Here is a 23,764-nt window from a genome sequence, read left to right on the forward strand (position 1 = left end):
TGATCACTTTGCGTAGTATTTCTGGCCCATTAACTCGCGCTTTTAGTTGCACATTTGTGCTCTGAGATAAGATATGGAGTGACCAAACGACTGATATTCACTTTCGCACCAAGGCGAGCCGCGAGTAGATACATACCTCCGATTTTTCGGTGTAAGAACAGCGCATCGGCGGGTGGGGTGTGCCAATATTCTTGTTCCATGCTCAGAATGGTGCCGGCTTCACGAAGACGTTGCGCTAACCCACTTGCTTTGAAGTCGTAGTCTTCGTCTACTAACATCGGCTCACAAGCCATCTTCACCAGATTTAGAATCGCTTGGCGTTGTTCAGGAAGAATTGTCTCGCTGAAGAATCCAATCTGCTCCAGCGCTTTATTGAGCCCTTGCTCGTCATTGTTAATGACAGAGGAAAAGGCCAAACGATAACCCTCGCTGAAGCGGTCACTGTATTCACGGGTTGCCCCGAAATCCAACAAGCCAATTTGTCGGGTGTTTTCAACGTATAGGTAGTTGGCGAAATTGGGGTCGGTTTGCACCATCTTAAAGTCGAACAACTCTATGAATAGGAGCTCAAGCAAGCTGTGCATTACAAAGTCACGGGTGCTTTGGTTGTAACCTTCTATCTGTTCTATTGAGACGCCCTCAATGAAATCCATGGCGAGCACTGATTCTGAAGAGACTTGCGGATGAATCTTAGGTACGACGAAGTGTGAGTGCTTTTTTAATGCATTGTGATAACGAGTCGCATAGTCAGCCTCGCGAGCATAGTTCGCTTCATCATGGAGCTGTTTTTTTGCCTCTTCTAGTAAACCTTTATAGTCGACTGATTTGGGAATCAAGCCAACAATGTTGAGCAGTGTGCCGACGTTATCTACATCACTGTCGATACTTTTTCGAATCCCTGGATATTGGACTTTGACGGCGAGCTTGTTCCCAGCATCGCTGTACGCTTGATGCACTTGCCCGATGGACGCACTGGCAATCGGTTTAAAGTTGAAGGAAAGGAATTCGGTTTTCCAATCGCTTCCAAGAGAGCTCTCTAAGACTTGATTGAGCTGCTTTGTTGGCAATGGGTCAGCGTCTGAGCGCAGGCGAGAAAGAATGTCGGCTAACTCCGGTTCCAAGATGTCCCCCGCATCCATTGAAAGCATCTGTCCTAATTTCATAGCCGCACCGCGTAAGTGTGCGAGTTGATCGGTCAGGCGAGATATGTTCTGTGGCGTTAACAGCAAATCCTTTGCTTTGGGCCTGTTGCCTTGTGCGATTTGCTTGGTGCCTTCTGTTAGCACGTTACCTGCGACTCTTGTCGCGAGCGAGGCGAACTTGCTAAATCTAGAAAGTCGATGAGTGGGAAGGTTTCTCTCTTTTGCCGACATAAAGTCTCTCTCTGGGAATAAGGGTCATGTACAAAGTTCTATCAATCGTTACACAACCTTGCGCCTTGTTGTGGTAACTTGTCGCCTTAATCAGTAACTCGACTGAAAAGGACAAAGCATGAAGTTTATTTGGTTGAAAGTCGCACTTACCGTATTAATATTTGCTGCACTATTTGGCATCGTTTACTACAAAGTCACTAGTGGTATGTCTTAACTCAATACTATTTCGTACAGCTGTTTCCATTGCAACGTGATTTTCCGGTTAGCCAGAATGAGATCTTATATCGATTCTTGGCAAACCTTAGGTAGCACCAGTCCGCAAACGGCTTAAACATGGCCCAACGCAATGGTGCATATAGCCAACCTTTTCCTACCAGGTTCCATGCTTGGTAGGTCACATCTAACCCAATTAGTAACTTTCCGTTCTCATCAAGAGCATGCAGCACTGTGTTAGCCGCATCCGCATCAATCTGAGGATAGTTTTCAAACGCTTCACTGTAGATGTCTATGGTCTGGATCTTGTTCTTGGTATCGTATTTGGCGAGCGCAGCCATCTCTTTTGCACACAGTGGACACGTTCCATCATAAAATATTGTTAATTCAGTCATTGATTTCTTTACTATTTTTGTCATTTTCAAGCTATACGCGAATGTTGATTAGGTGGATCATTCTGCCTACATATCCGACACTGTCAGTGTGACGACTGTTTTGCGATATCATCTAGAGGTAACATCCGTTCCATGCAATTAGAAATTAAGAGTCGAATTTACATGACAACCAAGCTAATTAATCGCTTCATCATCACCTGTATCGCGTTCATCTTGAATGGTTGTGTCAGCTACAGCATTACCGAGCAAGAGATGACAGAATATCTTGCTGATTCAGTCATGCTTGAACAAGAGGTAGGTGTACAAAGCGTGATGTATGCGCAAGTCGCGGTCGATGATCTACAAGTGAAAATTGGTCGAGAAGATGAACAGAGAGTGTCAGTGTTAGCGAACACCAATGCAAAAGTTCAAGTCTTCAATATGCCGAATATGGGGTTGGACCTAGATTTAGAATTCAGTGCGATTCCTGAATATGATAAGGAAAGTGGTGAAGTATACCTAAAGTCGTTGCGTCTAGAGCGATTTGAAGAGAAGGAACAACAGCTATCTCCTGAGATTGAAAAGCTGCTTAAGCCTGCGGTATCAATGATCGGTTTTGCTTTGTCTCAATCTCCAGTTTACAAACTGGATAGCAACAAGGTTCAAGAGTCGCTGATCAAGTCATCAGAACCGAATCTGGTAATCCGAGATAACAAACTGGTCATTGAGTTGTTTGATTAATCCCACGTATATTCGTTTCTACTAAGCTATCGCACATAATGGCTGCCTACTGGGCGGCCATTTTTCCTTCTATCGAGTTGGTTCACTAACTCTATCTAATGGGCCATTTATTGAATTAGCCGCGTATCTCACCTTTACTTTACTCTTGTGAGCAAGTCATCGATTCAGTCATCAAATCATAAGAAAGAAAAGGTGAGCGAACTATGAAGAGTCCAGTAATTGCGGATAACAAACCCGTCAAAGTAGAGTTGACCAAGGGGGAGGAGTGCTACTTCTGTACCTGTGGAAAATCGAAAAGCCAACCGTTTTGTGACGGTTCTCATGCCGGTACAGGGTTTAAACCGAAAAGCTTTGTTGCCGAAGAGGACGGTGATGCCTACCTGTGTCGCTGTAAGTATTCTAACAATCTTCCTTTTTGCGATGGCACTCATAAAAAGTTCACTGCGGAGCAAGTTGGGCAAGAAGGCCCTGAAGTTCATATTCAAGCGGCAGCCCCTGATTTATCTCCTGCGGCAACCGCAACCAAAGAAGAGCCTACTGTGGAGTTTATTCATCAGTTAGCGCGTGATGGTTTGTCCAAAGTAGGACATCATGGGCCTATGACTTCTATGGGTGTACCTAGGCACCTCTTGCCTCACTGGGATGACATTCAAGTGATGGTTGCGCAAATGGCCACTAAGCCTTTATTGGAAAATGTGCCAGTAGGAACGGAACTGATTATTGGTCCTAACGCCAGAAAACCACTTAAGCTCAATATTCCGCTGTTTGTATCGGACATGAGTTTTGGGTCGCTATCTGAGGAGGCGAAAGTGTCTTTGGCTACGGGGGCTGAACTTGCTGGAACTGGGATCTGCTCCGGGGAAGGCGGTATGTTGCCGGAAGAACAGGCGGCCAATTCTCGTTACTTTTATGAGCTAGCCAGTGCTCAGTTTGGTTACGATGAAGCTAAGCTCAAAAACGTTCAAGCCTTCCATTTTAAAGGTGGGCAAGGCGCAAAAACTGGAACGGGTGGGCATCTGCCTGGTGTGAAGAATATCGGTAAGATCGCGGAAGTACGTGGCATTGAAGCGGGCACTGCGGCAATTTCTCCTCCTACTTTTAAAGGACTAAAAACCGCAGCGGATTTCAAGAAATTCGCCGACCGAGTTCGAGAAGTGACGGGCGGTATCCCAATTGGCTTTAAACTAAGTGCTAACCATATCGAAGAAGACATTCAGTTCGCATTGGATGCCAGTGCCGATTATATCATTTTAGACGGTCGAGGCGGCGGTACTGGGGCTGCGCCAGAAATGTTCCGAGATCATATCAGTGTGCCAACGATTCCAGCTTTGGCTCGCGCTAGAGCCTACCTTGATAAACAAGGTGTTAGTGACCAAGTCACATTGATCATCACGGGCGGTTTACGCGTGCCGATGGACTTTGTGAAAGCGATGGCACTTGGCGCAGATGGTGTTGCTATTTCAAACAGCGCTATGCAGTCGATAGGGTGTGTGGCGGCGAGAATGTGTAACACTAATAATTGCCCGGCGGGTATTGCGACTCAAAAGGCCGACTTACGCCAGCGTTTAAATGTTGACAAGGCCTCGAATCAGCTTAAAAACTTCTTCGAGGCGTCGACAGAGCTAATGCAAGTGATGGCGAGAGCGTGTGGACATGAGCACCTGAATCAATTTAACCCTCACGATTTGGCGACATGGAATCGTGAAATGGCAGAACTATCGGGCGTTGCCTATTCTGGTGTTGGTCCACTAAATCCATTCAAATAAATAGTACATCAATAAAGCACACTCACTGGATTTGTGAGTGTGCTTGTTTTCTCCATTCAACCATTTACCTATTATAAATCATTGCTTGATAAGCACGTTTAAATTATTTCCTGTTTTTTTAAGAATATCGCTTTACCTCAAGTTAACTTGAGGTTTTATCATCCTTCCCAATCTAAAAATACAAACCATCATCTTTTCACTCTAAAGAAATGTTTCTAACCAAATTTGAGGATAAATAATGAAAGTATTAGCGATTGGCGCAACTAACAGTACAACATCAATCAACCAACAGCTTGCAGCATACACCGCAGGTTTAGTCGAAGGCGCGCAAGTTGAGGTGCTTGATCTCAATGATTTTGAGATGCCAATTTATAGCGAGAAAAGAGAGCAAGACTCGGGCATTCATCAACACGCTCAACGCTTCTTTGACAAAATCGGAGAATCAGACGCGGTGGTCATCTCTTTTGCAGAATACAACGGTTCATACACAGCGGCGTTTAAAAATGTGTTCGATTGGGCATCACGCATCGATATGAAAGTGTACCAAGGCAAGCCAGTAGTGATGCTTGCCACCTCTCCGGGCCCAGGTGGCGCAACCTCGGTATTGTCTTCTGCGGTGAACTCAGCACCTTACTTCGATGCTGAAGTGAAAGGTTCAATGTCAGTGCCAAGCTTCTACGATAACTTCGATATGGAGACGGGCGAGATGACCAACCTAGAGATGATCGAGAATCTTAGGATGATCATGAAGAAGATCTGAATATAAGATTTATATTTTATACTAAGCCAAATCAGCCATCTTTGACGGCTGCTTTTTGTTTCAGGTAAAGATGTTTCACGTGTTGTCAACGTAATTTAGTCAATATAGCTAAACTTAAGGTTAACTTTAGCTATAATCCAAAACGGATTTGAACCTATCATCAATACATTCAGGGAAAGTAAACAGACATGAAAAACATCGTGTATTTAACGATTGGTCAACTCTCGGAGCGCAGTGGTGTCGCACCCTCGGCTCTGCGTTTTTATGAAACCAAAGGATTGATTGCCTCAATACGTACCAATGGTAACCAGCGCCGTTATCAATCTGCGATGCTACGTCGAATTGCGCTGATTCAAGTCGCCCAGTCAATAGGGTTTACGCTTGAAGCGATCACTGAAGAGCTGTCTAGTTTGCCGATGAACCACACCGCAACCAAGCGCGATTGGGAGCGAGTGGCAAAGAAATGGCAAGGGCAACTCGACAGTAAGATGGCACAGATCCGTTCATTACAAGAAAACCTCACAGGCTGTATTGGCTGTGGCTGTCTGAGCATGCAGAAGTGCCATCTATTAAACCCAGAAGATATTCTGTATGACCAAGGGCAGGGGGCTCAGCGTATCGTTGACTAGATTGGTTTTCGGATTTAGCTAAAGCTGATCGAATCCAATGCATTCAATACTATTGTCAGAGAGCCATTGTTGTAAGGTTGGACTTGTCAATAAGGTGTATTCTTCTACTCGCTTAGTGAGATAGCTAGATAGTGATCTCAGTTCGTCACTGGTAAAAAGCGCGGGATGGCACATTAATTCGACCGTGCCGTTGGGCGTCATGGCTTTGTGGCTCAACAGCAAATCTTGCTTCAGTTTTTTGCTCAGTGGATAAAGCAAAAACTGTAGTTAGGGAGCGCCTAGACAAATGAGGTTGAAGGGACTATTTTCGGAAGTTCTTTCACTCAAATAAGAGGTTAGTTGTGTTTAGCCATGTTTTTCTTGGTACCAAAGATGTTGAGCGCGCGAAGTCTTTCTAAGATCCAATTATGAAGGTGCTTGGTTTCAGCGAAGGCTCTGGTATAACGGTTGGCTTTTTGGCTTTTTGGCTTTTTCGCCAGAAGCGGTGGATGAGTGGTATCGCGTTGGTGAAGAAAATGGCGGTACGAGTATTGAAAACGGGCCAGGTGAGAGAGGTTCAGATGAGCGCTGACTTTACATGGCGTATTTGCGTGGTCCTGATGGAAACAAGATCTGTGCAACTTACTTTGTATCGTAGCTCACGATATGCCGCAGTTCGTTTATACCACAGTGACGTATAATTAAGTCACCTTAGTGGTTCAAACCAAATAGACTACTGCGAAGGATTGGCGAGGTGACGTCAAACGAACTGTTTTATGAGAGCTTCGAGCGTTGCCGGATTGATCAAGCATTTTTGGAGTCATTCTTGACCGACTTTGGCCAACACAATCCTAGGTTTTCAGAACGCTTTGAGAAAGTAGGATTGGAGCAACAAACTAAGATGCTCAAGGCTTCCATCACCCTCATTTATAATTCAGCTGGGTTGCCCAGTGTGCGCAATTCCGTAAAACGACTCGGAAAACAGCACAAAGATTTAGGAATGGATATCTCTGAGTAAGAGCTCAATGAGTGGTCTAAATCGTTGCTCAACACGGTCGAGAAATACGATCCTCACTACAATGATCAAGTCGAACAAGCATGGACGGAAACTCTCTATGTCGGTCTTAAAATCATGAAGAAAGAGTGCGTGGTTCCAAGATCTGTAAACAGGCAGATTCTTAATTAGTTATTCTCTGTTTTGCCTATTCGCTATTTAAAAATGGCAAGAGCGCAGAAAGGATGATTTTGTAAGGTAAGCCTAACGCTATTAGGCTTACCTTTTTTATTATTTGACTAGAATTGAGCAGCCCAACCGATTAAGAAACCTTGCGATGCTGTGTCATATTCAAAAGTCCCTTTGTTTTCGTAGTCCACCTAAGTCGATTTATAAGCGAGATTTAAGTCAGACCAATCATTAATCTGGTAGAGAGCGCAAGTTAGTAGCGATGAAGTAAAGTCGGTATCACTGCCAAGCCCTGCATCAATAGTTGCGTGAAACTTCCAACCTGGATTGATCTGCGTTATCCATCTCGCAACTATATGATAGTCAATCCAACCATTTAACTTGCGACGCAACCCTTATGAGTGAGCAGCGGAAGAGTCAGGCATGTACTTGAAGTGGATGGGGCAGAAGATGTAGCACTCGGCCCTTTTCAAGCAGCTGTGCAACAACACCTAGCCACCTTCAAAGAGTGGCCACCTAAAACGCCAGAAATTCAGCCAGACAATACCGGTGGAGTGGACAACTAGTTAAACAGCATAATAAAAATCCCGCTTGTATGAGCGGGATTTTTGTTGGAATGCATCTTTCAGTCGGTATTACTTGAGCGTTGTTTTTCTCTCAATAAACTTCACTGGAACCATCAGTTTTACTAGGCTAGTATCTTGGTCTTGAATCTGACTCACCACAATTTTCACGGATTCACGAGCAAGGCGTTTGAAATCCTGTTTGAATGTCGTGAGCTGGTAGTTAAGCCACTGCGTTTGCGGAATATCATCGAAGCCAATGACTTGAAGATCTTCAGGAATACGTAGGTTGAACTCCAATCGAGCTATGTCCATCACTGCCATCGCCAAGTTATCTGTTGCGCAGAATATCGCTTCTGGCTTTGATGACTCTGAGAACATAGCGCGAATAGTATCTAGTGCATCAAGATAGTCGTAATCGGCCTCGATAACGCGAGCTTGCTTGCCTGTTAGATCTTCGAACTCTGAGCAGAAACCAGCTTCACGTTCACCGTTGGTATAAGTCGGTACATTACCGGTTAGGTAAATGGCTGATTTTACCCCTACATTATGAAAGTACTGAGCGGCAACTTGGCCTGCTGCGTAGTTATCGCTGACGACATGGCTACTCTTCGTGCCTTCCACCACACGAGCGTACTGAACAATCGGGATGTCGAACTCTTTGCATTCTTCATACAGTGATTTGTTGAACGTAGCGGAGGCTGCAATCACACCATCAACACGATATTGGAAGATGTTAGGAATCGAATGGTTGTCATTTGCATCCACTTGCCACGGAATAAGCACCGCTGAATACCCTTGCTTTTGTAACTCAGTAGAAATGAGTTGTAGGGTTTTCATGTGAATAGGGTAGTCAGCGTCTGGGAAGACCAAACCAATTAACTTAGATTCATTGGTAGTTAGACTTCGCGCAAACGCATTAGGGCGATAGTTGAGGGCTTTAGCGGCTTCGAATACTTTTAGCTTAGTCTTTTCTGAAACCGAACTACCCGGAACAAATACACGAGAAACGGTGGATTGAGAAACGCCAGCCAGTTTAGCGACATCTTTTGAAGTGACAGTTGTTTTTGACGCAGAGGCGTTTTTGGGAGAGTTCATAGACCATGCTTTTTAACCAAGTAACAAACTAGAGAATACCATAGGTAGGTACGTATTCAAAAAGTCTATGCGTTAGAGTGGTATGAAAAATAAGGGCTAATTGACGTTGTTGGGTATTATACTGGGTATAACCCAAAAGCTCTGCGTATATAGAATAGATATAGGCAGAGCTTCATTAAGTATTGATTGAGTCGCGTTAATTTAATGCTTTAATTAGCGATTAAAAGTAGTAACGAATACCCGCAGCAAACTGGTCATCACTGTTTTCGTAGTGATTGCCCACTGCTTTGTCGTTGCCATTATCGAACTGGTATTCCGTCCATACTAAGAACTTGTTCTTCTTAAAGTGGTACTCAAGACCAGGGATAAACAACTGACGCTCGTAGCCGTTCGCATTGTCGTCTGTATCTGTTAAGTAGTTAACGTTAAAGGTTGGGCGAAGGCCGTTTTCAAAGTGGTAGTAAGTGAAGAATTCAGCACCGCGGTGGTCGTAGAATTCTGCCTTGCTGGTGGTTTCCCAGTTCGAACCTTGGCTGTAAGTGAAACCAACAAATAATCCGTTATTGGTGTAGTTCACACCCAATAGACCAATACGCTGTGTATCACCATCTTTGATGTTTTGAACGCCTGCGTCGACATCGTCAAATTCATTCTGGTGGTAAGCTAGACCAATGGTTAGGCCATCTATAACCGTGTACAGCGTTGATGCACCCATACCGTTTTTCAGTGTTGCTGTTTTACCATCAGCTAAGCCAACATCTTCGCGAGTGGTTTGGTAAGTGAAGCCGTATTTCCAGTTGTTGTTGATGTTGTTGCGGTAAGTAATTGAGTTTTCCGCTCGGCCTGTACCAGAAGCGATGCCCCAGTCAGACAGGTTGTAGTAGCCAGAACCACGTGAACCAAATACACGGCCCATATCGGTAAACCAAGCGACATCGTAGAAGGTAGACCACTGCTTAGTACCAGCTGCAATCTTGCCGTACTTATCGTGCTCTACGCCAGCGTATAGAAGTCGGTCGTAAATATTGTCGCCGTTAGCACCAGAGTTGTAACCCCATTCGGCGTGGCCAAAGCCAGTCCAACCGTTATCTAAGCCCATTTGACCTTTTAGGCCAAAACGAGAGCTACCGCTGTTCCATTCGCCATTATGATCACCGCCCTTATCATGGTAACGAACGTCAAAACGACCATCTAGTGTTAGGCTATCGCCCGCGTCATTGGTAAAAGTGTGTGCAGCAAAAGCTGAACCTGAAGTCAGTGCTGTCAGGATCATTGCAGAAAGAATCGACTTTTTCATTGTAATTCTCTTTATTCAGGCCGTAGAAAGCCACCGTGCTTTCAAGCCCGTTATATTCGTAATGGTTTGGCAGGGTGTGCCCATCCGTGAGGCACAAGTTGATAATCTTGGGTGGAGCTTGTTTTCTTAGGTAGATCCAAGTGTTTTGATAGATCTACTTCTCTTTGTTTGGTCTACTTTACTTAGTGAGATAAGTAGATTTGTAGCAAGTTGCCGAGGGCGAGAAGGAGCCCTCGGCAGTCATGTCCACCTAGCGTAGGTAAGAACTAAGCAGGTAATGAGGCAAGGTTACAGCGTTGGGTTCATGATAGTAGAAGTGCGTTCGAACACGTCTAGACCTTGCTGTTTCAACCAGTAAGGAAGGTCGATCAGTACCCAGTTCTCAGATAGCTTGTCGCCGTCACGGTAGTAAACGTCAACCACTTGCATGTCTGCGCGAACTTCGCCACCAGTCATACCTAGGAAGCCACCTGTTGGCGTGTTTGATAGGTTTGGCCAACCGAAGAAGCAAGAGAAGCTACCTTCAGCGAAGCGACAAACGTGACCGTTAAACTTCTTGTCTTTCAGGTTGTTACGGAAAGGAAGTTGGTGCTGCTTCTGGTAACGAGGAATGGTGTAAGATGCACCGATACCACAAGGACCGTACCAGATCATATCTTTGGACCAGCTCTTCTCTAGCACTTCTGGTGGGCAACCCATAGCGCCGCTGTCGTTAAGTGCAGATAGGTCATCAACCATTTTGTTCACTAGGGCAAGCGTTGCTACGCCTTCTTCTGGTGCTGCATCTTCAAACAGTAGACCGTCGTGGTTACGTGGGCCAGGGTATACGAAGTGCTTACCTGTTGATGGTGGTAGTGGGTAGCAACCCGCTTGGTCCATCATGCCAAGTAGGTCTAGGAATAGACCTGTTTTAGTGATCTTACCGTCAACAACGCAGTTAAATTCTGCGTAGCGAACGTTCATGATTTTGCCAGTAGGGCGCATGCCTAGGTATTCAGCGTCGAATAGACCCATGAAGTGACCCATGCTCATTACCCAAATTTCATCATAATTGATTTCGTTGTTACCGCCGATGAAGATGTCTTGACGACGCTGCATGCGAGTCATTGATTTCATCATTGGAGCCCAGAATACGTCAGCTGCCGCTTGAGCGCCTTCTTGCTCACGGAATGGGTAAACACCGCGCCACAAGTAATCTTCAGAAGTGTGTGCTTTTAGTACTTCAGCTACGTTCTCATGAGTTGCATTTTCTATTGCATCAAAGTACTCGCGAACAATGCGTTTAGCTTCTTGATATTTAGACATAATTCATTCTCTTTTTGTTGTCGAGTCAACATTCGGAACAGGACTCGATTTGGATTTTGTTACTGGCTGATTGCTCTGCCGGAATAGTGTTCATTCGCTGTCTTGAAAGGCCTTTAGCGAAAGGGAATTAAGCCTTAGCTGATTCCGCTTTTTTGCTCTTGTCGAAGATGCCGCCTTTCAATGTTTCTGGTAGAGATAGCCACAGTAGACCTGCCACAATCCATACAATCGGTGAGCCCCACATTGCTGTTGCAAGGTCGCTGCGCTCTTGGATGAATACCAACACCATTGGTGCCCACATACCGATGATACGACCACCGTGGAATAGAGCTGCGCCGAAGCTACGTAGGTGAGCTGGGAACAGTTCTGAGAAGTAACCACCCCATACCGCTGAAGCTGAAAGACCGAAGTTGTAGATAAGACCCAGGATAGCAAGCATGTTTAGGCTGCCGATCATCACGTCGCTTGGAGCAACGAAGAATACCGATGCCATGATGCCCGCAAGGATGAAGCCGAATGCGTTAACCTTACGACCGTATTTGTCTGCAATCGCACCCCATACCCAAGCACCGAATAGAGAACCGAATGCCGAGATAGAGAAGATGATGCCGATAGTCGCGCCGTCGAATTGACGAACTTCTTTTAGGTACGTTGTCACGAAGCCTGAGAAGAACTGGTAACCGTAGAAGTTAAGACCTGCTAGTAGTAGACAAGTGATGGTTTGCTTGCGGTACGGTGCGCTAAGCATTTCGCTCCAAGAACCTTTTTTCGCAGGTGCATTTGATGCTTCAGCTTCTGCTTGATCTTCTTCACCGTAAGCGATCACTTTCTTGTCGCTCGGAAGAATAAAGATCATTAGTGCTGCCGCTGCTAGAGGAGGGATGCCACCAACCCACATTAGGCTCTGCCACGGTGCGTCAATGCTAGAGATAAACGCTGCGTAAGCACCCATCGCCATTAGAGCTACCGAGAACATAGAAGAAGCGAATGCCGTTAATTTACCGCGAACCGTTGGCGTGAATAGGCCGATCATTAGGCTTACTGCTACTGTGAAGTAACCACCTAAAGAAATACCGATGATGAAACGCATGGCTGCCCACATAGCGTAGTCAGTAAACATCATGTTGATGATCGTTGCGCCGCCGTTCAGTGCAGTGATGACAATAAGAGTCGATTTCTTACCAAAGTTTGATGCCACCCATGCACAGCTTAGGGCACCAATAAGCGCACCAACCGACTGCCATGTATAGAACTGAGCGGTATCCGCTAAGTTAATGCCATCATACGCATCAACGATGTATGGGCGTACGTAGTCAATAATTACAAAGTTATAACAATAGAAAAAGTAGCCCACTAGAATTGCAAGATAAGCAGCTACCCTTTGAATCATAGGAACTTCGCTCATGTGTTTTTTCGTAGTCATGACCGATAAACCTTTATTTTATATAGAGTGTTTTTAGTTTTGATTACGGTGTAGTGGTTATTGGCTGTCACTACACAGTCTTCGTTTCGGGAGAGATAATAGATTTTTTGTGGTTATTAGAACCGTGATCAAAGTCAATTTTAAAATGAGTGCGTACCCATTTTGTGTATTTTGGTGATCTTGATCCCATTAGATCACGTTTTTGGCACTTTATGCATGTTTGAGTGATTATTCATCTATCTTAGTGACAATACTCACACTTACAGGAGGTTTTTGAGGGAGGTTAGCCAATTTTAAGTAATATTGGCTGCGAATAATTTGCGAAATATAATAAACGGAATCTACAAATGGTTACGTACTCAAGTTTTGTGGTGATTGCCCTTTATGTGCTAATTACCTTATTTATCAGCTACTTAGTTAATAAGCGCTATAGCGGTGGTGGCGATTTTTCAACTGGTGGGAAACAATTTGGTTGGTTTACGGCAGGTGTGTCGATTCTTGCAACCTACATCAGTGCGATGACGTTCGTGGGTATGCCTGGCTGGGTTTATAGCTCTGGTATGGAAGCGATGAGCGTTCATTTGAATTACCCAATAGTGATCTTTTTTGCTGTGGTTTTCTTTGTTCCTGTCTTTTACAAGCTTGGCCTGACTTCAATTTATGAATACCTAGAGCACCGCTTCGGCGTTGTTGCTCGTACGATTAACTCCATCGTATTTATTGTGGTTCAATGTATTTCTGCAGGTGTCATTTTGTATGCAGTAGCGCTGATCTTAGTACAAGTGCTACCCATCGGGATTTCTGGAGCAATTATTTATATCAGCCTGTTCACCGCTCTTTATACCTATGCTGGTGGTATCTCAACCGTAATATGGACCGACATGCTGCAGTCGACAGTATTGATTATCGGTAGCATAGCGATCTTCGGCCTATTACTGATGAAGATTGATGCGGGGGAGGTGTTGTCTCCTGAGCATCTGAATATTATTAACCTCGAATTTGACCTAGGTGTCGACACCACATTGTGGGCAGGCGTGGTGGCAGTGAGTTTTTTACACTTGAGTGTGTATGGCACTAACCAATTGATTATTCAAAGAACGCTGGCGACAAAGGATGTGACAACCGCACAGAAATCTATGTTGTTGTGTGGCTACGGCGCCTTCTTCATCTACCTATTTTTTGCGGTAATGGGCGTGTTGCTAAGCGTCTTCTACCAAGACAATAGTTTTGAAAACAGTAATGAAGTGATTCTCGATTTTGTGTTTAACCACACCAATCCAATCATTGTCGGTTTAGTGATTGCTGCGTTATCGGCTGCCGCTATGTCGACTCTCGACTCGACGTACAACTCTATGGCAACCGTCGCAACGTTCGATTTTTATAAGCGCTTTTTCCGTAAATCCGCCTCCGATGCACACTATGAATCGGTAGCAAGAAAGATGAGCCTTGTTGCCGCAGCGTCAGTAGTTGTTCCTGCTTTGCTGGCTGTTTCAAATGAGTCAGTGCTTAAAACCATTGCTAGCCTGACTTCAATTTTTGTTGGTATTCGTCTTGGCTCTTTCATCCTTGGGCTGTTTTTCAAGAAAGCGAATGAGAAGGGGGTGATTGCCGGCAGCATAGGCAGTGTGGTTGTGGTGTTTATTGCCAAATACAGTGGTATTTCTTGGCCTTGGTTTGCACTGATTGGCACCGTCGTTTTTCTCGTTTTTGGCGTTATCGTGAGCCGCTTCTTTGGTGAAGTTACTCAACAACAGAATGAATTTATCGCTAAGCAAAAGCATTTTTTCGCTAAGCCTACCGCGAGTCACTACGGCTTGTTGGTGTTTGCCGTAGTGACGATTGTTGCTTGCACTGTTATCCCTGATTGGCTTTATGCCGCTCTTTCTTAATTGACCGACTATTACTGGTATATCTATGTTATCTATCTTTGATATCTACAAAATTGGTGTTGGACCTTCGAGTTCACACACCAACGGCCCAATGATTGCGGGTTTTCATTTCACTCAATTAATCGCGGATAGAATCACAGAGGTGGTTCGCGTTCAGGTCGATCTTTATGGTTCACTGTCACTTACTGGTATCGGACACCACACTGATAGAGCGACTATTTTGGGTTTAGTGGGTAACAAACCAGATACGATTAAGATCACCAGTGCTAACCAAGCGATGCGTCATGCTATCGACAGTGGTGAACTACAGCTAAGTGGTTGCCACAACATCGAATTTAACTACAAAACCGACATGCTATTTCATGAGGACAATCTACCTTTGCATGAAAATGGCATGATGATCACTGCATTCGACCAAGCTGGAAATGTGATTGTCGATGAAACCTATTACTCGATCGGTGGCGGTTTTATTGCAACGGCAGATGAATTGCAAAATGACACCAAAACTCAATCGGTTGAGGTGGCTTATCCTTTTAAAAATGCCGATGAAATGCTGCAACAAGCCGAAAAAAATGGCATGAGCCTTGGTGGTATGATCCTGAAAAATGAGTCGGCTTTCCAAGATGCTGGTGCGATTGCGGAAAAGGCTGATCAGATCTGGCGAGTGATGGCACGTTGTATGGAGCGCGGTTTTGAAACCGAAGGCATTCTTGATGGTGGATTGAACGTAACTCGCCGAGCTCCAAACCTACTGAAGAAGTTGGAAGCGAATGCTGCGGTTGAGAACGATCCAATGGAAATCATGGATTGGATTAACTTATTTGCCTTTGCAGTAAGTGAAGAAAACGCAGCTGGCGGTCAGGTAGTCACATCTCCAACCAATGGTTCGGCTGGCGTGATTCCAGCAGTGTTGATGTATTACCATCGCTTCATTAAAGAGTTGGATACTAAGCAGTTAAAAGACTTTTTAGCGGTATCGGGTGCGATCGGAATTTTGTACAAAACCAACGCTTCAATCTCAGGTGCCAAGGTGAAGTCGGCGTATCGTCTTCTATGGCGGCAGCGGGTTTAACGGCGCTGCGCGGTGGCAGCAACGAGCAGATTTGCATTGCCGCAGAAATCGCGATGGAGCACTCATTGGGTATGACGTGTGACCCAATTGGTGGTTTGGTACAAGTGCCGTGTATTGAGCGAAATGCAATGGGTGCGATGAAGGCGATTAATGCGTCTCGCATGGCACTGAAACGCAATAGTAAATCCTTGATCTCACTTGATAAGGTTATCGCGACCATGTACCAAACGGGTAAAGACATGAATAAGAAATATCGTGAGACCTCATTGGGCGGTTTAGCGCTAATTCATCTCGCGCATCCGTGTGAATAGAGAGGCAGCTCAGTCTCAAGCCTTTCTGAGGCAGATACTCTTATAAGTAAGACAACAAAAAGCCCAGTCGCATTATCGCTGACTGGGCTTCTAAGTTTTCAATCCACTAATCTTGCAGTGGCAGTTGGTAGCTGTTTTTAAGCTCCTTCACTGAAATGTTAGATTGAATTGCACTGACGCCTTTCACTCGTCGAATTGAGCTGATTCGCTCAAAATACTCTTCCAGATCTCTCGCCAAAACCTGAATCATGTAATCGGCACCGCCTGCAATGCAGTGACACATGGTGATCCAGTCTGTCACTGCGACAAATTCTTCAAAAGGCTCGGTGTTTTCAACCTCATGGTTACCGAGTGTCACTAGGGTAAAACCTGCCACATGAAGCCCTAGCTTTTTGCGATTAAGCTGCGCGGTATAGCCATCAATATAGCCCGTCTCTTCCATGCGTTTCCAACGACGCCAGCAAGGTGTTTCACTCAGGTTGACCTTCTCGGCAAGCTTGCTGTTACTCATGCGCCCATCTTTTTGGATATGTCCAAGAATGGCAATATCCGTATCATCTAGCACTTCATTGGTGGATTCTTTCACTTTCATGGTGTTTTTAGATAAATTCTGCTCAAATTTGATTTTATACTAGCGCATATAGCAATTTAATTCCTACTCGAATCGGTAAACTCTTCTCCCAATAACGTTTTATTTACTAGGAGAGAAAGAATGAGCGCTCAATTAATGCTAGCGTTCTTGTTGTTTTCAATATCGATTGGAATTACACCGGGAGCAGGAAACATTGCATTGCTTGGGATATCAAGCCGATATGGATTTGCGGCAACATTGCCTTTTGTCTCTGGTAACGCTTTTGGCATCATCATCATACTGGCGGGTTCAAGCGCTGGCTTAGTGAGCCTATTTACCCTTTACCCAGAGATCTACACGGTAATGAAATACCTTGGGGCGGCTTATTTACTGTTTATGGCGTGGTCGATTGCCAACATGGAAATTGAGCAAGAAGAGTCGGTGAATCGCTCAGGATTTATGTCTGGTGTTTTGATTCAAGTTTTAAACCCGAAAGGGTGGATTGCTTCGCTGACCGTATTTTCTCAGTTCATCACCACACAGGCAGATTACCTGATTCAAGTGGTGACGATTACCACCATCATGGTGGGGACCGGTGTGTTGTGTATGTTGGTTTGGGCGTATTGCGGCACTATGTTGCAGCGCCTTCTGCAATCACCAAAACAAATGGTGATGGTTAACCGCTGTTTGGGTGGAAGCCTAGCGTTAGTGGTTGCTTTTATGCTTTATCAACCAGCGTAGAGCGTCTTTACCAAAGAAAAAAACCACTCCTAAATCCATAGGAGTGGTGTCTAAATATCGACAAAGTCGTTAACGATAAACAGTCAGTTAATCATCACTAATAAGTTAATCTTAACTGATACGTTAACAAGGACACTTAAGGACAATTTGATTACAAGATTAAGCGGTTTCAGCCACTTTAACTGGAGCGGGGTTACGGATTAGGTGGTCAAATGCGCCTAGACTTGCTTTCGCACCTTCACCCATCGCAATGATGATCTGCTTGTAAGGTACTGTTGTTACATCGCCTGCTGCAAACACACCTTTCATCGATGTTGCGCCATGAGCGTTAATCTCAATCTCACCGCGTGGTGAAAGCTCAACCTTCGAACCTTTCAACCATTCGCTGTTCGGCATCAGACCGATTTGAACGAAGATACCCGCAAGCTCAATCTGTTTAAGCTCTTCAGTGTTGCGGTCTTTGTATTCCAGGCCTGTTACGCGGTTTCCATCACCCAACACTTGTGTGGTTTGAGCCATTTTGATGATTTCGATGTTTGGCGTTGCGTTCGCTTTGTCGATAAGTACTTGGTCAGCACGTAGTGTGTCAGCAAACTCAAGCACGGTTACATGTTCCACAATACCTGCTAGGTCGATAGCCGCTTCGATGCCTGAGTTACCGCCACCGATAACCGCTGTTTTCTTACCTTTGAATAGTGGACCGTCACAGTGTGGGCAGTAAGCCACGCCTTTGTTGCGGTATTCTTGCTCACCCGGAACGTTCATTTCACGCCAGCGTGCACCTGTACTTGTGATAACGGATCGAGCTCGCAGTGTTGCGCCACTCTCTAATTCAACGTGGATGTAGCCGTCTTTCGTGTCTTCTGCAGCAATGATGTTGGCAGCACGCTGCTCAGTCATTACTTCTACGCCGTACTCTTTTACGTGCTCTTCTAGGCTAGCCACTAACTTAGGACCCGTCGTCGCTTTCACTGAAATAAAGTTCTCAATTGCCATGGTATCCATGACTTGGCCACCAAAGCGGTCTGCAACGACACCAGTGCGAATGCCTTTACGTGCTGCGTAGATAGCTGCTGAAGAACCAGCAGGGCCACCACCCACAACTAACACGTCAAATGGTGCTTGTTGGTTTAGGTTTGTTGCGTTCTTTTCCGCTGCGCCAGAGTCTACTTTATTAAGGATCTCAGCTAGTGACATACGGCCTTGACCGAATAGTTCACCATTAATGAATACACTTGGTACCGCCATGATATCGCGAGACTTCACTTCCTCTTGGAATGCTGCGCCATCAATCATAGTGGTCTTAATCAGCGGGTTAATCGCTGACATCATGTTGAATGCCTGAACCACTTCTGGACAATTTTGGCACGATAGTGAGATGAAAATCTCTACATTAAGCTCTTGATCTAATTCTTTTATTTGCTCGATTACGTCAGCTTCAAGCTTGATAGGGTGACCACCACTATGAAGCAGTGCCAGTACCAGTGACGTGAACTCGTGACCCATTGGTAAACCGGCGAAACCGATCGCAGTACCTTTCTCTTGGTTCACTACCTGCATGATAGGGCTACGCGTGCTTGCGCTATCATCGCGAGTTACTTCAATTTTATCGGTTAAAGATGCGATGTCATTTGCTAGGCCTTGGAGTTTGTGTGCGGTATCGCTGTCATCTAGGCTCAGTACTAACTGAACATTGGTTTTTAAGTTTTCTAGGTATGCTTTTAGCTGCTGCTTCATTGCTTGATCTAACATAATCGTGCCTGCTCTTAAATTCTGTGTCGTGGTATTGACCAATACCTTCTTGCTGAAAAAGGAAAATAAAAAGGGGGCGCAAGTCGGCAAATTGAATGTGGTGTTGCTGCTTTGAAAGGGTGGCGCGCAACTGCCCTTTAGGAGGGAGGCCGAAGCGCGCCTGTAGAACCGTTTGATTTGTTCTTTTTAGATAGGCATAGATTAAATCTTACCTACTAGGTCCAGAGATGGTGCTAGAGTCTCTTCGCCTTCTTTCCATTTAGCTGGGCAAACTTCACCTGGGTTAGCCGCTACGTATTGTGCTGCTTTAACCTTGCGTAGTAGGTCTTCAGCGTCACGACCGATACCTTCAGCAGTGATTTCCATTGCTTGGATAATGCCTTCTGGGTCGATTAGGAACGTAGCACGGTCTGCTAGGCCTTGACCTTCACGCATTACGTTGAAGTTGTTTGTGATAGTGCCTGTTTGGTCACCTACCATGAAGTATTCGATAGTGCCGATTTTGTCAGAAGTATCGTGCCATGCTTTGTGAGAGAAATGAGTGTCAGTTGATACTGAGTAAACTTCTACACCGCGAGATTGAAGCTCTGCGTATTTTTCTTGTAGGTCAACTAGCTCAGTTGGGCATACGAAAGTGAAGTCTGCTGGGTAGAAGAAGAACACTGCCCACTTGCCTTTAACGTCTTGCTCAGTGATTTCTACGAACTCGCCGTTTTTGAATGCTGTTGCGTTGAATGGTTTGATTTCTGTATTGATCATGTTTGGATTCTCTTTCTAATTTGTAGTGTTTAACGCTATCCCGCGTCGATGGAGATATATTGCATCCGCACCGAAAATTAGTGAAATCGGACATTTCTATAGATTCAATAGGTGATTCCTATCTTTGAAAGGAGAAAGTTATCGACAAAAGCTATCAAACGTCGGCAACACCTAATTTGAGTGACTATGCTCGTTAGGTTGTTCTCTACATTAGGCTTATCTCTATTAGCGTGAGCGCCTATGTATAGTGTGAGTATCTATGTAGCGTTTCTTGAAGTGGGTTAAGATCTTATTGGGGTTCTTGATAACATAAAATTATCATTAATATAATTTATGATAATTTCATTTAATTGGTTTGTCTCCATATACTCTCTCCATCGAAACGAAATACAGAAGCTGAGCTTCGAAAGTACAGAATTAAGAAGAATTGGAGAAAGTTATGAAAATGAATCACGTAGGCATCATGGTTGGTGATATGGACCAAGCAGTAGAGTTCTACACAAAGGCTCTAGGTCTAAGAGTTGTAATGAACAACACTAAAGTGATGGAAGAACGCGAATCTGCAATCGGCCGCATGTGTATCGCTGTATTTGGTGAAGGCTTCAAAGGCTTCAACATTGCTCACCTAGTAACTTCAGACGGTATCGGTGTTGAGCTATTCGAAATGGTTGACCGCCAGGAGCGTCACGAAGTAGATTTCTCTCGTTTAGGTATTTTCCACTTCTGTCTGCAGCTTCCAAAAGAGCAATTTGATTCAGCTATCAAACGTGTAGAAGAGTTTGGCGGTAAAGTACGCATGGACATTCACCGTTATCACCCAGAAGACGAGCTAAAACAAGCACAAATGGTTTACCTAGAAGACCCGTTTGGCAACCTATTCGAATTCTACTCTCACTCATACGAAGATACGTACGCGACAGATTACGAGTAATCGCCTTTAAGGTAGAAAACCTAAACACCCCCAAAGAGGATTGGTAGAGATACCAATCCTTTTTTGTAGCTTGAACTCACATAGATTCGATTCAAGCGGTTACTAAGTTACCTATGCTGGTTAGATAATTAAATATTGTTAATTTTAGAATTATCAATGAAATCAGAGAGCGCAGTAATTACTTTCTTCGTGATTTAATGAGGTATTTTACACCATAACTTGGTTTTTTTTACCATCCGTTTTGTTTATTTGACTTTTAAATCACTATAGATCGTTGATAGATATGAGATATACGTTGGTACGCAAATTGATTACGAATAAGCCTTTTAGTCAAGAATGTAGCGTTTATTAAACGCCTAGTTACTCACTTTAGGTATTACGAGGTTTTTCGATGATTAATAATCGACTTTTTGTATCAATATTTCTTTTTTTTAGCGTAACTTTTTCGTTTCTAGTTCCTGCTGAGACTCTTACAACTGGAAAAGATATAAAAATATTAGAGAAGGGCTCAAGTGTTACAAGTAGAGAAGAGTTTGCATTAGATACTAGCAGTATTATTTCAGCCATGACCTCTTATAAAGTGCCAGCTGTGAGCTTTGCGGTTATAGAGAACAACGAGATCGCTAGAGCTGATGCAATAGGCTACATAAATAGTAGTGGATCGAAAGAAGTCGATGTAAACACATTATTTCAAGCTGGATCAATATCAAAATCTATTTTTGCAATTCTTGCTTTAAGTTTAGTTGATAGTGGACTCATTGATTTAGATGACAATGTCGAGCCATTTCTTGGAAATTGGCGTATACCAAACCCTAAAAATCATCAAAATGATGATGTGACCTTACGGACAATATTGAGTATGTCATCTGGTTTGGGTGTTGGTGGGTATTTTGGCTACTCTCCTGGAGAGTCAATACCGAGTCTTCTCGAAACTCTGGGTGGTAAAGAACCTGCAAATAGTAAGCCTGTTGTGTTAACACAAAAGCCTACCACCGCGTATGAGTATTCGGGCGGTGGCTATCAGGTTGTTCAGTTAATTACTGAGAATATCAGTCAAATGACTGCTCAAAGAGCTGCTAATAAGTTTATTTTTGAGCCGCTTGCGATGTTCAATTCAAGTTATGCTCAACCCACATATGATAATTTAGCCAACGCGGCTCAAGCAACTGATAGTGATGGTAAGGCATTTCCATATCAGTGGAGAGTTTATCCTGAATATGCAGCTGCTGGCCTTTGGAGCACACCTACTGATATTGGCAAGTTTATCATATCAATTAATAAAGCTTATAGAGGGTCTAATAAACAAATCGTTAGCCCTTTACTTGCAAGGCAATCTCTTTCTCGTCAGAAAAATACACCTTATGGATTAGGCTTTGTAGTGAAGGGCCAAGGTGATAACCTTCATTTTATGAAGCTGGGCCAGAACTCGGGTTACCAAGGTTGGCTAGTTGGACTACCGAACACAGGTCAAGGCGCTGTGATTATGACAAATTCTGATAATGGAAGAGACCTCGCTCAAGCTCTAATTTATTCGATTGCTGAAACTTATCACTGGCCGATCGTTGGTCAGCTTGAAGATGCTTGGATGATAAAATAGACCTCGGCTTTTATATCACTTATTTTTATTAATAATTCAATGTGGACAAGCAGCTTTAGAAGCATTTCTTTGTTCAGAAGTACGTGGTTTAAGTATTTTGTGTTCGTTGTTTTCTGAAGATAATCTTGTAAAACTTATTTATAGTTTTTTGTGCATAGGATGCTTTGAACGTTTTTTGAGCTTGGTGGGTTATTGATCCTGTTGTTTTCAAAGTACTGATGGACAGGCCGCAGTACTTTGATAGGTTTTGTTAAAGTTGACGTTTTGACGATAAAACCTTTCATGAACATGACTGGAGAAAGCGATCTTCATGAAAACATGGTGCATTCATACCGGATGGTAGCCTTTGCTGAACCGCGACTATACTCAGCACTGTATGGCGAACCAAAACACAACGAAAACAGAGAAAATGCACAGATTAGCGCACCCAAGTTACATGAAAAAACTGCATATCACTTTTACCGCTCTTATTCTTATGATATTGGCCGGATGCACCTCAACGTCGGCGGTCGGCAGTTCTAAAACAAAGGAATATGCCAAGTCACATGCTCTTGCTGGTAAAGCTTCTTGGTATGGTGATAAGTTCCATGGCAAGCTCACAGCAAGTGGTGAGACGTATCATATGAATGCTTACACGGCAGCGCATAAAACCTTAGCCTTTGGCACGATCGTGAGAGTGACTAACACCACCAATAATAAATCTGTCGAAGTGAAAATTAACGACCGAGGCCCTTACGTAAAAGGCCGAGTGATCGACCTTTCTCACAAAGCATTTGCGAAAATCGGCAACGTTAAGCAAGGCACAGTTCCTGTTAGAATCGAAATTGTTGATGACAGTAATACCTTTAGGTACAAACATTAATCACCTCTAAGTTTGAGTTGGTTTGTGAAACTCCAAGGGTTGGTAGAGATACCACCCCCTTCGTTTTAGGGCTCCAACTTAGGTGTGACAAGAACGTATTCTAATAGATCGATGGAAAGGCACCGAGTGTTCCTGTGGGAACTCAATATCTACTCCGCTCAGCCTCAGATAGTGATAGAATCCCCGAATCAGAATTACCGAGAAACTCCATGTTTATCCATCAAGTTAATGACATCGACTGGCTGGTTATTACCGCTTTTGAAGAACTGAGAACTATGTTTATCGAAGATGCAGGCAGGATCCCTCGCTGCTTTTCTGTCGCTAGCGAATTGAGCCTGATTGATCAAGCCAAGCGCGCTTATGGATACCTACCTCCACTTCGCGGCGTTATCACCGATACCGGAACTTTTCAAAGCCCGGATAATGAAGAAGATTTGAACCCACAGCTTGCCTGCTTAGTTGAGGGGCGTGGTCGAGTATTTATCTATCACGGAGGTTTTGTTGCTTTTGTGGATGATGAGCAAACCTTCATTACCCGAATGGATTAGGCTAAAAATTAGCTTTGGAAAAATGAA

At 44.2% G+C, this 23,764-nt stretch carries 19 protein-coding genes and 6 pseudogenes; 14 read left to right on the forward strand and 11 right to left on the reverse strand.

The features are described from left to right. Positions 1 to 29: 29 nt before the first annotated feature. Both A3712_RS03230 and A3712_RS03235 read right to left on the reverse strand, forming a co-directional pair. A complete protein-coding gene (locus tag A3712_RS03230) occupies positions 30 to 1,373 on the reverse strand; it encodes an ABC1 kinase family protein (RefSeq protein ID WP_063522265.1) in 1,344 nt (447 codons plus the stop codon). A 221-nt stretch (positions 1,374 to 1,594) separates the two neighbouring features. Then, positions 1,595 to 1,981 (reverse strand): thiol-disulfide oxidoreductase DCC family protein, encoded by a 387-nt coding sequence (locus tag A3712_RS03235; protein ID WP_063522266.1) that lies wholly within the window; start codon positions 1,979 to 1,981, stop codon positions 1,595 to 1,597. Positions 1,982 to 2,143: 162 nt separating this feature from the next. Between A3712_RS03235 and A3712_RS03240 the strand changes: the two genes are divergently transcribed. From A3712_RS03240 to soxR, 4 genes are all read left to right on the forward strand, one after another. Continuing rightward, a complete protein-coding gene (locus A3712_RS03240) occupies positions 2,144 to 2,701 on the forward strand; it encodes a DUF1439 domain-containing protein (protein WP_063522267.1) in 558 nt (185 codons plus the stop codon). A 203-nt stretch (positions 2,702 to 2,904) separates the two neighbouring features. After that, positions 2,905 to 4,467: a glutamate synthase-related protein gene (locus A3712_RS03245; protein ID WP_063522268.1), complete on the forward strand. Its 1,563-nt coding sequence runs from the start codon at positions 2,905 to 2,907 to the stop codon at positions 4,465 to 4,467. A gap of 238 nt (positions 4,468 to 4,705) precedes the next feature. Further along, complete coding sequence (locus A3712_RS03250; RefSeq protein WP_063522269.1) at positions 4,706 to 5,227, forward strand: NADPH-dependent FMN reductase; 522 nt, start codon at positions 4,706 to 4,708, stop codon at positions 5,225 to 5,227. A 188-nt stretch (positions 5,228 to 5,415) separates the two neighbouring features. After that, a complete protein-coding gene (gene soxR / locus A3712_RS03255) occupies positions 5,416 to 5,856 on the forward strand; it encodes a redox-sensitive transcriptional activator SoxR (protein ID WP_063522270.1) in 441 nt (146 codons plus the stop codon). Between the two features lie 18 nt (positions 5,857 to 5,874). Here the strand turns inward: soxR and A3712_RS26485 are convergent. Then, a pseudogene (locus A3712_RS26485) lies at positions 5,875 to 6,084 on the reverse strand (ChbG/HpnK family deacetylase); the annotation flags it as partial. A 113-nt stretch (positions 6,085 to 6,197) separates the two neighbouring features. On the opposite strand from A3712_RS26485, the pseudogene A3712_RS03260 reads away from it, so the two are divergent. Next, positions 6,198 to 6,493: pseudogene (locus A3712_RS03260) on the forward strand (VOC family protein). Between the two features lie 96 nt (positions 6,494 to 6,589). Continuing rightward, positions 6,590 to 7,021 (forward strand): annotated as a pseudogene (locus tag A3712_RS03265) (globin). A gap of 107 nt (positions 7,022 to 7,128) precedes the next feature. Here the strand turns inward: A3712_RS03265 and A3712_RS26490 are convergent. Continuing rightward, positions 7,129 to 7,404 (reverse strand): annotated as a pseudogene (locus tag A3712_RS26490) (hypothetical protein); the annotation flags it as partial. Here A3712_RS26490 and A3712_RS27285 point away from each other — a divergent pair. Continuing rightward, positions 7,394 to 7,584 (forward strand): annotated as a pseudogene (locus A3712_RS27285) (arylsulfatase); the annotation flags it as partial. The pseudogenes A3712_RS26490 and A3712_RS27285 overlap by 11 nt on opposite strands. A gap of 69 nt (positions 7,585 to 7,653) precedes the next feature. Here A3712_RS27285 and A3712_RS03270 read toward each other — a convergent pair. The 4 genes from A3712_RS03270 to A3712_RS03285 all read right to left on the reverse strand — a co-directional run bounded on the left by A3712_RS03270 (position 7,654) and on the right by A3712_RS03285 (position 12,704). Beyond that, on the reverse strand, positions 7,654 to 8,679 hold the full coding sequence (locus A3712_RS03270; RefSeq protein WP_063522272.1) for a LacI family DNA-binding transcriptional regulator: 1,026 nt from the start codon (positions 8,677 to 8,679) through the stop codon (positions 7,654 to 7,656). Positions 8,680 to 8,899: 220 nt separating this feature from the next. Then, on the reverse strand, positions 8,900 to 9,976 hold the full coding sequence (locus A3712_RS03275) for a porin (RefSeq protein ID WP_063522273.1): 1,077 nt from the start codon (positions 9,974 to 9,976) through the stop codon (positions 8,900 to 8,902). 288 nt (positions 9,977 to 10,264) lie between these two features. Next, complete coding sequence (locus tag A3712_RS03280) at positions 10,265 to 11,281, reverse strand: nuclear transport factor 2 family protein (RefSeq protein ID WP_063522274.1); 1,017 nt, start codon at positions 11,279 to 11,281, stop codon at positions 10,265 to 10,267. A 127-nt stretch (positions 11,282 to 11,408) separates the two neighbouring features. After that, on the reverse strand, positions 11,409 to 12,704 hold the full coding sequence (locus A3712_RS03285; protein ID WP_063522275.1) for an MFS transporter: 1,296 nt from the start codon (positions 12,702 to 12,704) through the stop codon (positions 11,409 to 11,411). Between the two features lie 347 nt (positions 12,705 to 13,051). Here A3712_RS03285 and A3712_RS03290 point away from each other — a divergent pair, with 347 nt between their 5' ends. Both A3712_RS03290 and A3712_RS03295 read left to right on the forward strand, forming a co-directional pair. After that, on the forward strand, positions 13,052 to 14,593 hold the full coding sequence (locus A3712_RS03290) for a sodium:solute symporter family transporter (protein ID WP_063522276.1): 1,542 nt from the start codon (positions 13,052 to 13,054) through the stop codon (positions 14,591 to 14,593). 25 nt (positions 14,594 to 14,618) lie between these two features. Next, positions 14,619 to 15,976 (forward strand): annotated as a pseudogene (locus A3712_RS03295) (L-serine ammonia-lyase). A 106-nt stretch (positions 15,977 to 16,082) separates the two neighbouring features. On the opposite strand, the gene A3712_RS03300 reads toward A3712_RS03295, so the two are convergent. Further along, on the reverse strand, positions 16,083 to 16,568 hold the full coding sequence (locus A3712_RS03300; RefSeq protein ID WP_004739989.1) for an Lrp/AsnC family transcriptional regulator: 486 nt from the start codon (positions 16,566 to 16,568) through the stop codon (positions 16,083 to 16,085). A 120-nt stretch (positions 16,569 to 16,688) separates the two neighbouring features. Between A3712_RS03300 and A3712_RS03305 the strand changes: the two genes are divergently transcribed. Next, positions 16,689 to 17,288 (forward strand): LysE family translocator, encoded by a 600-nt coding sequence (locus A3712_RS03305; protein WP_004739990.1) that lies wholly within the window; start codon positions 16,689 to 16,691, stop codon positions 17,286 to 17,288. A gap of 159 nt (positions 17,289 to 17,447) precedes the next feature. On the opposite strand, the gene ahpF is transcribed toward A3712_RS03305, so the two are convergent. Together ahpF and ahpC are read right to left on the reverse strand one after the other, a co-directional pair. Beyond that, positions 17,448 to 19,040: an alkyl hydroperoxide reductase subunit F gene (gene ahpF / locus A3712_RS03310; protein WP_063522277.1), complete on the reverse strand. Its 1,593-nt coding sequence runs from the start codon at positions 19,038 to 19,040 to the stop codon at positions 17,448 to 17,450. Between the two features lie 201 nt (positions 19,041 to 19,241). After that, a complete protein-coding gene (ahpC, locus tag A3712_RS03315) occupies positions 19,242 to 19,799 on the reverse strand; it encodes an alkyl hydroperoxide reductase subunit C (protein ID WP_063522278.1) in 558 nt (185 codons plus the stop codon). Positions 19,800 to 20,238: 439 nt separating this feature from the next. On the opposite strand from ahpC, the gene A3712_RS03320 reads away from it, so the two are divergent. From A3712_RS03320 to A3712_RS03335, 4 genes are all read left to right on the forward strand, one after another. Next, a complete protein-coding gene (locus A3712_RS03320; RefSeq protein WP_063522279.1) occupies positions 20,239 to 20,730 on the forward strand; it encodes a VOC family protein in 492 nt (163 codons plus the stop codon). A 391-nt stretch (positions 20,731 to 21,121) separates the two neighbouring features. Further along, on the forward strand, positions 21,122 to 22,327 hold the full coding sequence (locus tag A3712_RS03325) for a serine hydrolase domain-containing protein (protein ID WP_063522280.1): 1,206 nt from the start codon (positions 21,122 to 21,124) through the stop codon (positions 22,325 to 22,327). 409 nt (positions 22,328 to 22,736) lie between these two features. Then, entirely contained in the window at positions 22,737 to 23,189 is a 453-nt protein-coding gene (locus A3712_RS03330; protein ID WP_082856175.1) for a septal ring lytic transglycosylase RlpA family protein, read from the forward strand. A gap of 209 nt (positions 23,190 to 23,398) precedes the next feature. Continuing rightward, a complete protein-coding gene (locus A3712_RS03335; RefSeq protein WP_063522281.1) occupies positions 23,399 to 23,737 on the forward strand; it encodes a hypothetical protein in 339 nt (112 codons plus the stop codon). The last annotated feature ends 27 nt before the right edge of the window (positions 23,738 to 23,764 follow it).

The organism is Vibrio sp. HI00D65, from assembly GCF_001635455.1.
GTDB lineage: Bacteria > Pseudomonadota > Gammaproteobacteria > Enterobacterales > Vibrionaceae > Vibrio.

Excerpts from the sequence above, each read along its gene's own strand:
- A3712_RS03335 (WP_063522281.1), top strand. The coding sequence starts at position 23,399 with ATGTTTATCCATCAAGTTAATGACATCGACTGGCTGGTTATTACCGCT.
- soxR (WP_063522270.1), top strand. The coding sequence starts at position 5,416 with ATGAAAAACATCGTGTATTTAACGATTGGTCAACTCTCGGAGCGCAGT.
- A3712_RS03290 (WP_063522276.1), top strand. The coding sequence starts at position 13,052 with ATGGTTACGTACTCAAGTTTTGTGGTGATTGCCCTTTATGTGCTAATT.
- A3712_RS03330 (WP_082856175.1), top strand. The coding sequence starts at position 22,737 with ATGCACAGATTAGCGCACCCAAGTTACATGAAAAAACTGCATATCACT.
- A3712_RS03230 (WP_063522265.1), bottom strand. The coding sequence starts at position 1,373 with ATGTCGGCAAAAGAGAGAAACCTTCCCACTCATCGACTTTCTAGATTT.
- ahpC (WP_063522278.1), bottom strand. The coding sequence starts at position 19,799 with ATGATCAATACAGAAATCAAACCATTCAACGCAACAGCATTCAAAAAC.
- A3712_RS03245 (WP_063522268.1), top strand. The coding sequence starts at position 2,905 with ATGAAGAGTCCAGTAATTGCGGATAACAAACCCGTCAAAGTAGAGTTG.
- A3712_RS03285 (WP_063522275.1), bottom strand. The coding sequence starts at position 12,704 with ATGACTACGAAAAAACACATGAGCGAAGTTCCTATGATTCAAAGGGTA.
- A3712_RS03250 (WP_063522269.1), top strand. The coding sequence starts at position 4,706 with ATGAAAGTATTAGCGATTGGCGCAACTAACAGTACAACATCAATCAAC.
- A3712_RS03235 (WP_063522266.1), bottom strand. The coding sequence starts at position 1,981 with ATGACTGAATTAACAATATTTTATGATGGAACGTGTCCACTGTGTGCA.
- A3712_RS03305 (WP_004739990.1), top strand. The coding sequence starts at position 16,689 with ATGAGCGCTCAATTAATGCTAGCGTTCTTGTTGTTTTCAATATCGATT.
- A3712_RS03320 (WP_063522279.1), top strand. The coding sequence starts at position 20,239 with ATGAAAATGAATCACGTAGGCATCATGGTTGGTGATATGGACCAAGCA.
- A3712_RS03280 (WP_063522274.1), bottom strand. The coding sequence starts at position 11,281 with ATGTCTAAATATCAAGAAGCTAAACGCATTGTTCGCGAGTACTTTGAT.
- A3712_RS03240 (WP_063522267.1), top strand. The coding sequence starts at position 2,144 with ATGACAACCAAGCTAATTAATCGCTTCATCATCACCTGTATCGCGTTC.
- A3712_RS03325 (WP_063522280.1), top strand. The coding sequence starts at position 21,122 with ATGATTAATAATCGACTTTTTGTATCAATATTTCTTTTTTTTAGCGTA.
- A3712_RS03275 (WP_063522273.1), bottom strand. The coding sequence starts at position 9,976 with ATGAAAAAGTCGATTCTTTCTGCAATGATCCTGACAGCACTGACTTCA.
- A3712_RS03300 (WP_004739989.1), bottom strand. The coding sequence starts at position 16,568 with ATGAAAGTGAAAGAATCCACCAATGAAGTGCTAGATGATACGGATATT.
- ahpF (WP_063522277.1), bottom strand. The coding sequence starts at position 19,040 with ATGTTAGATCAAGCAATGAAGCAGCAGCTAAAAGCATACCTAGAAAAC.
- A3712_RS03270 (WP_063522272.1), bottom strand. The coding sequence starts at position 8,679 with ATGAACTCTCCCAAAAACGCCTCTGCGTCAAAAACAACTGTCACTTCA.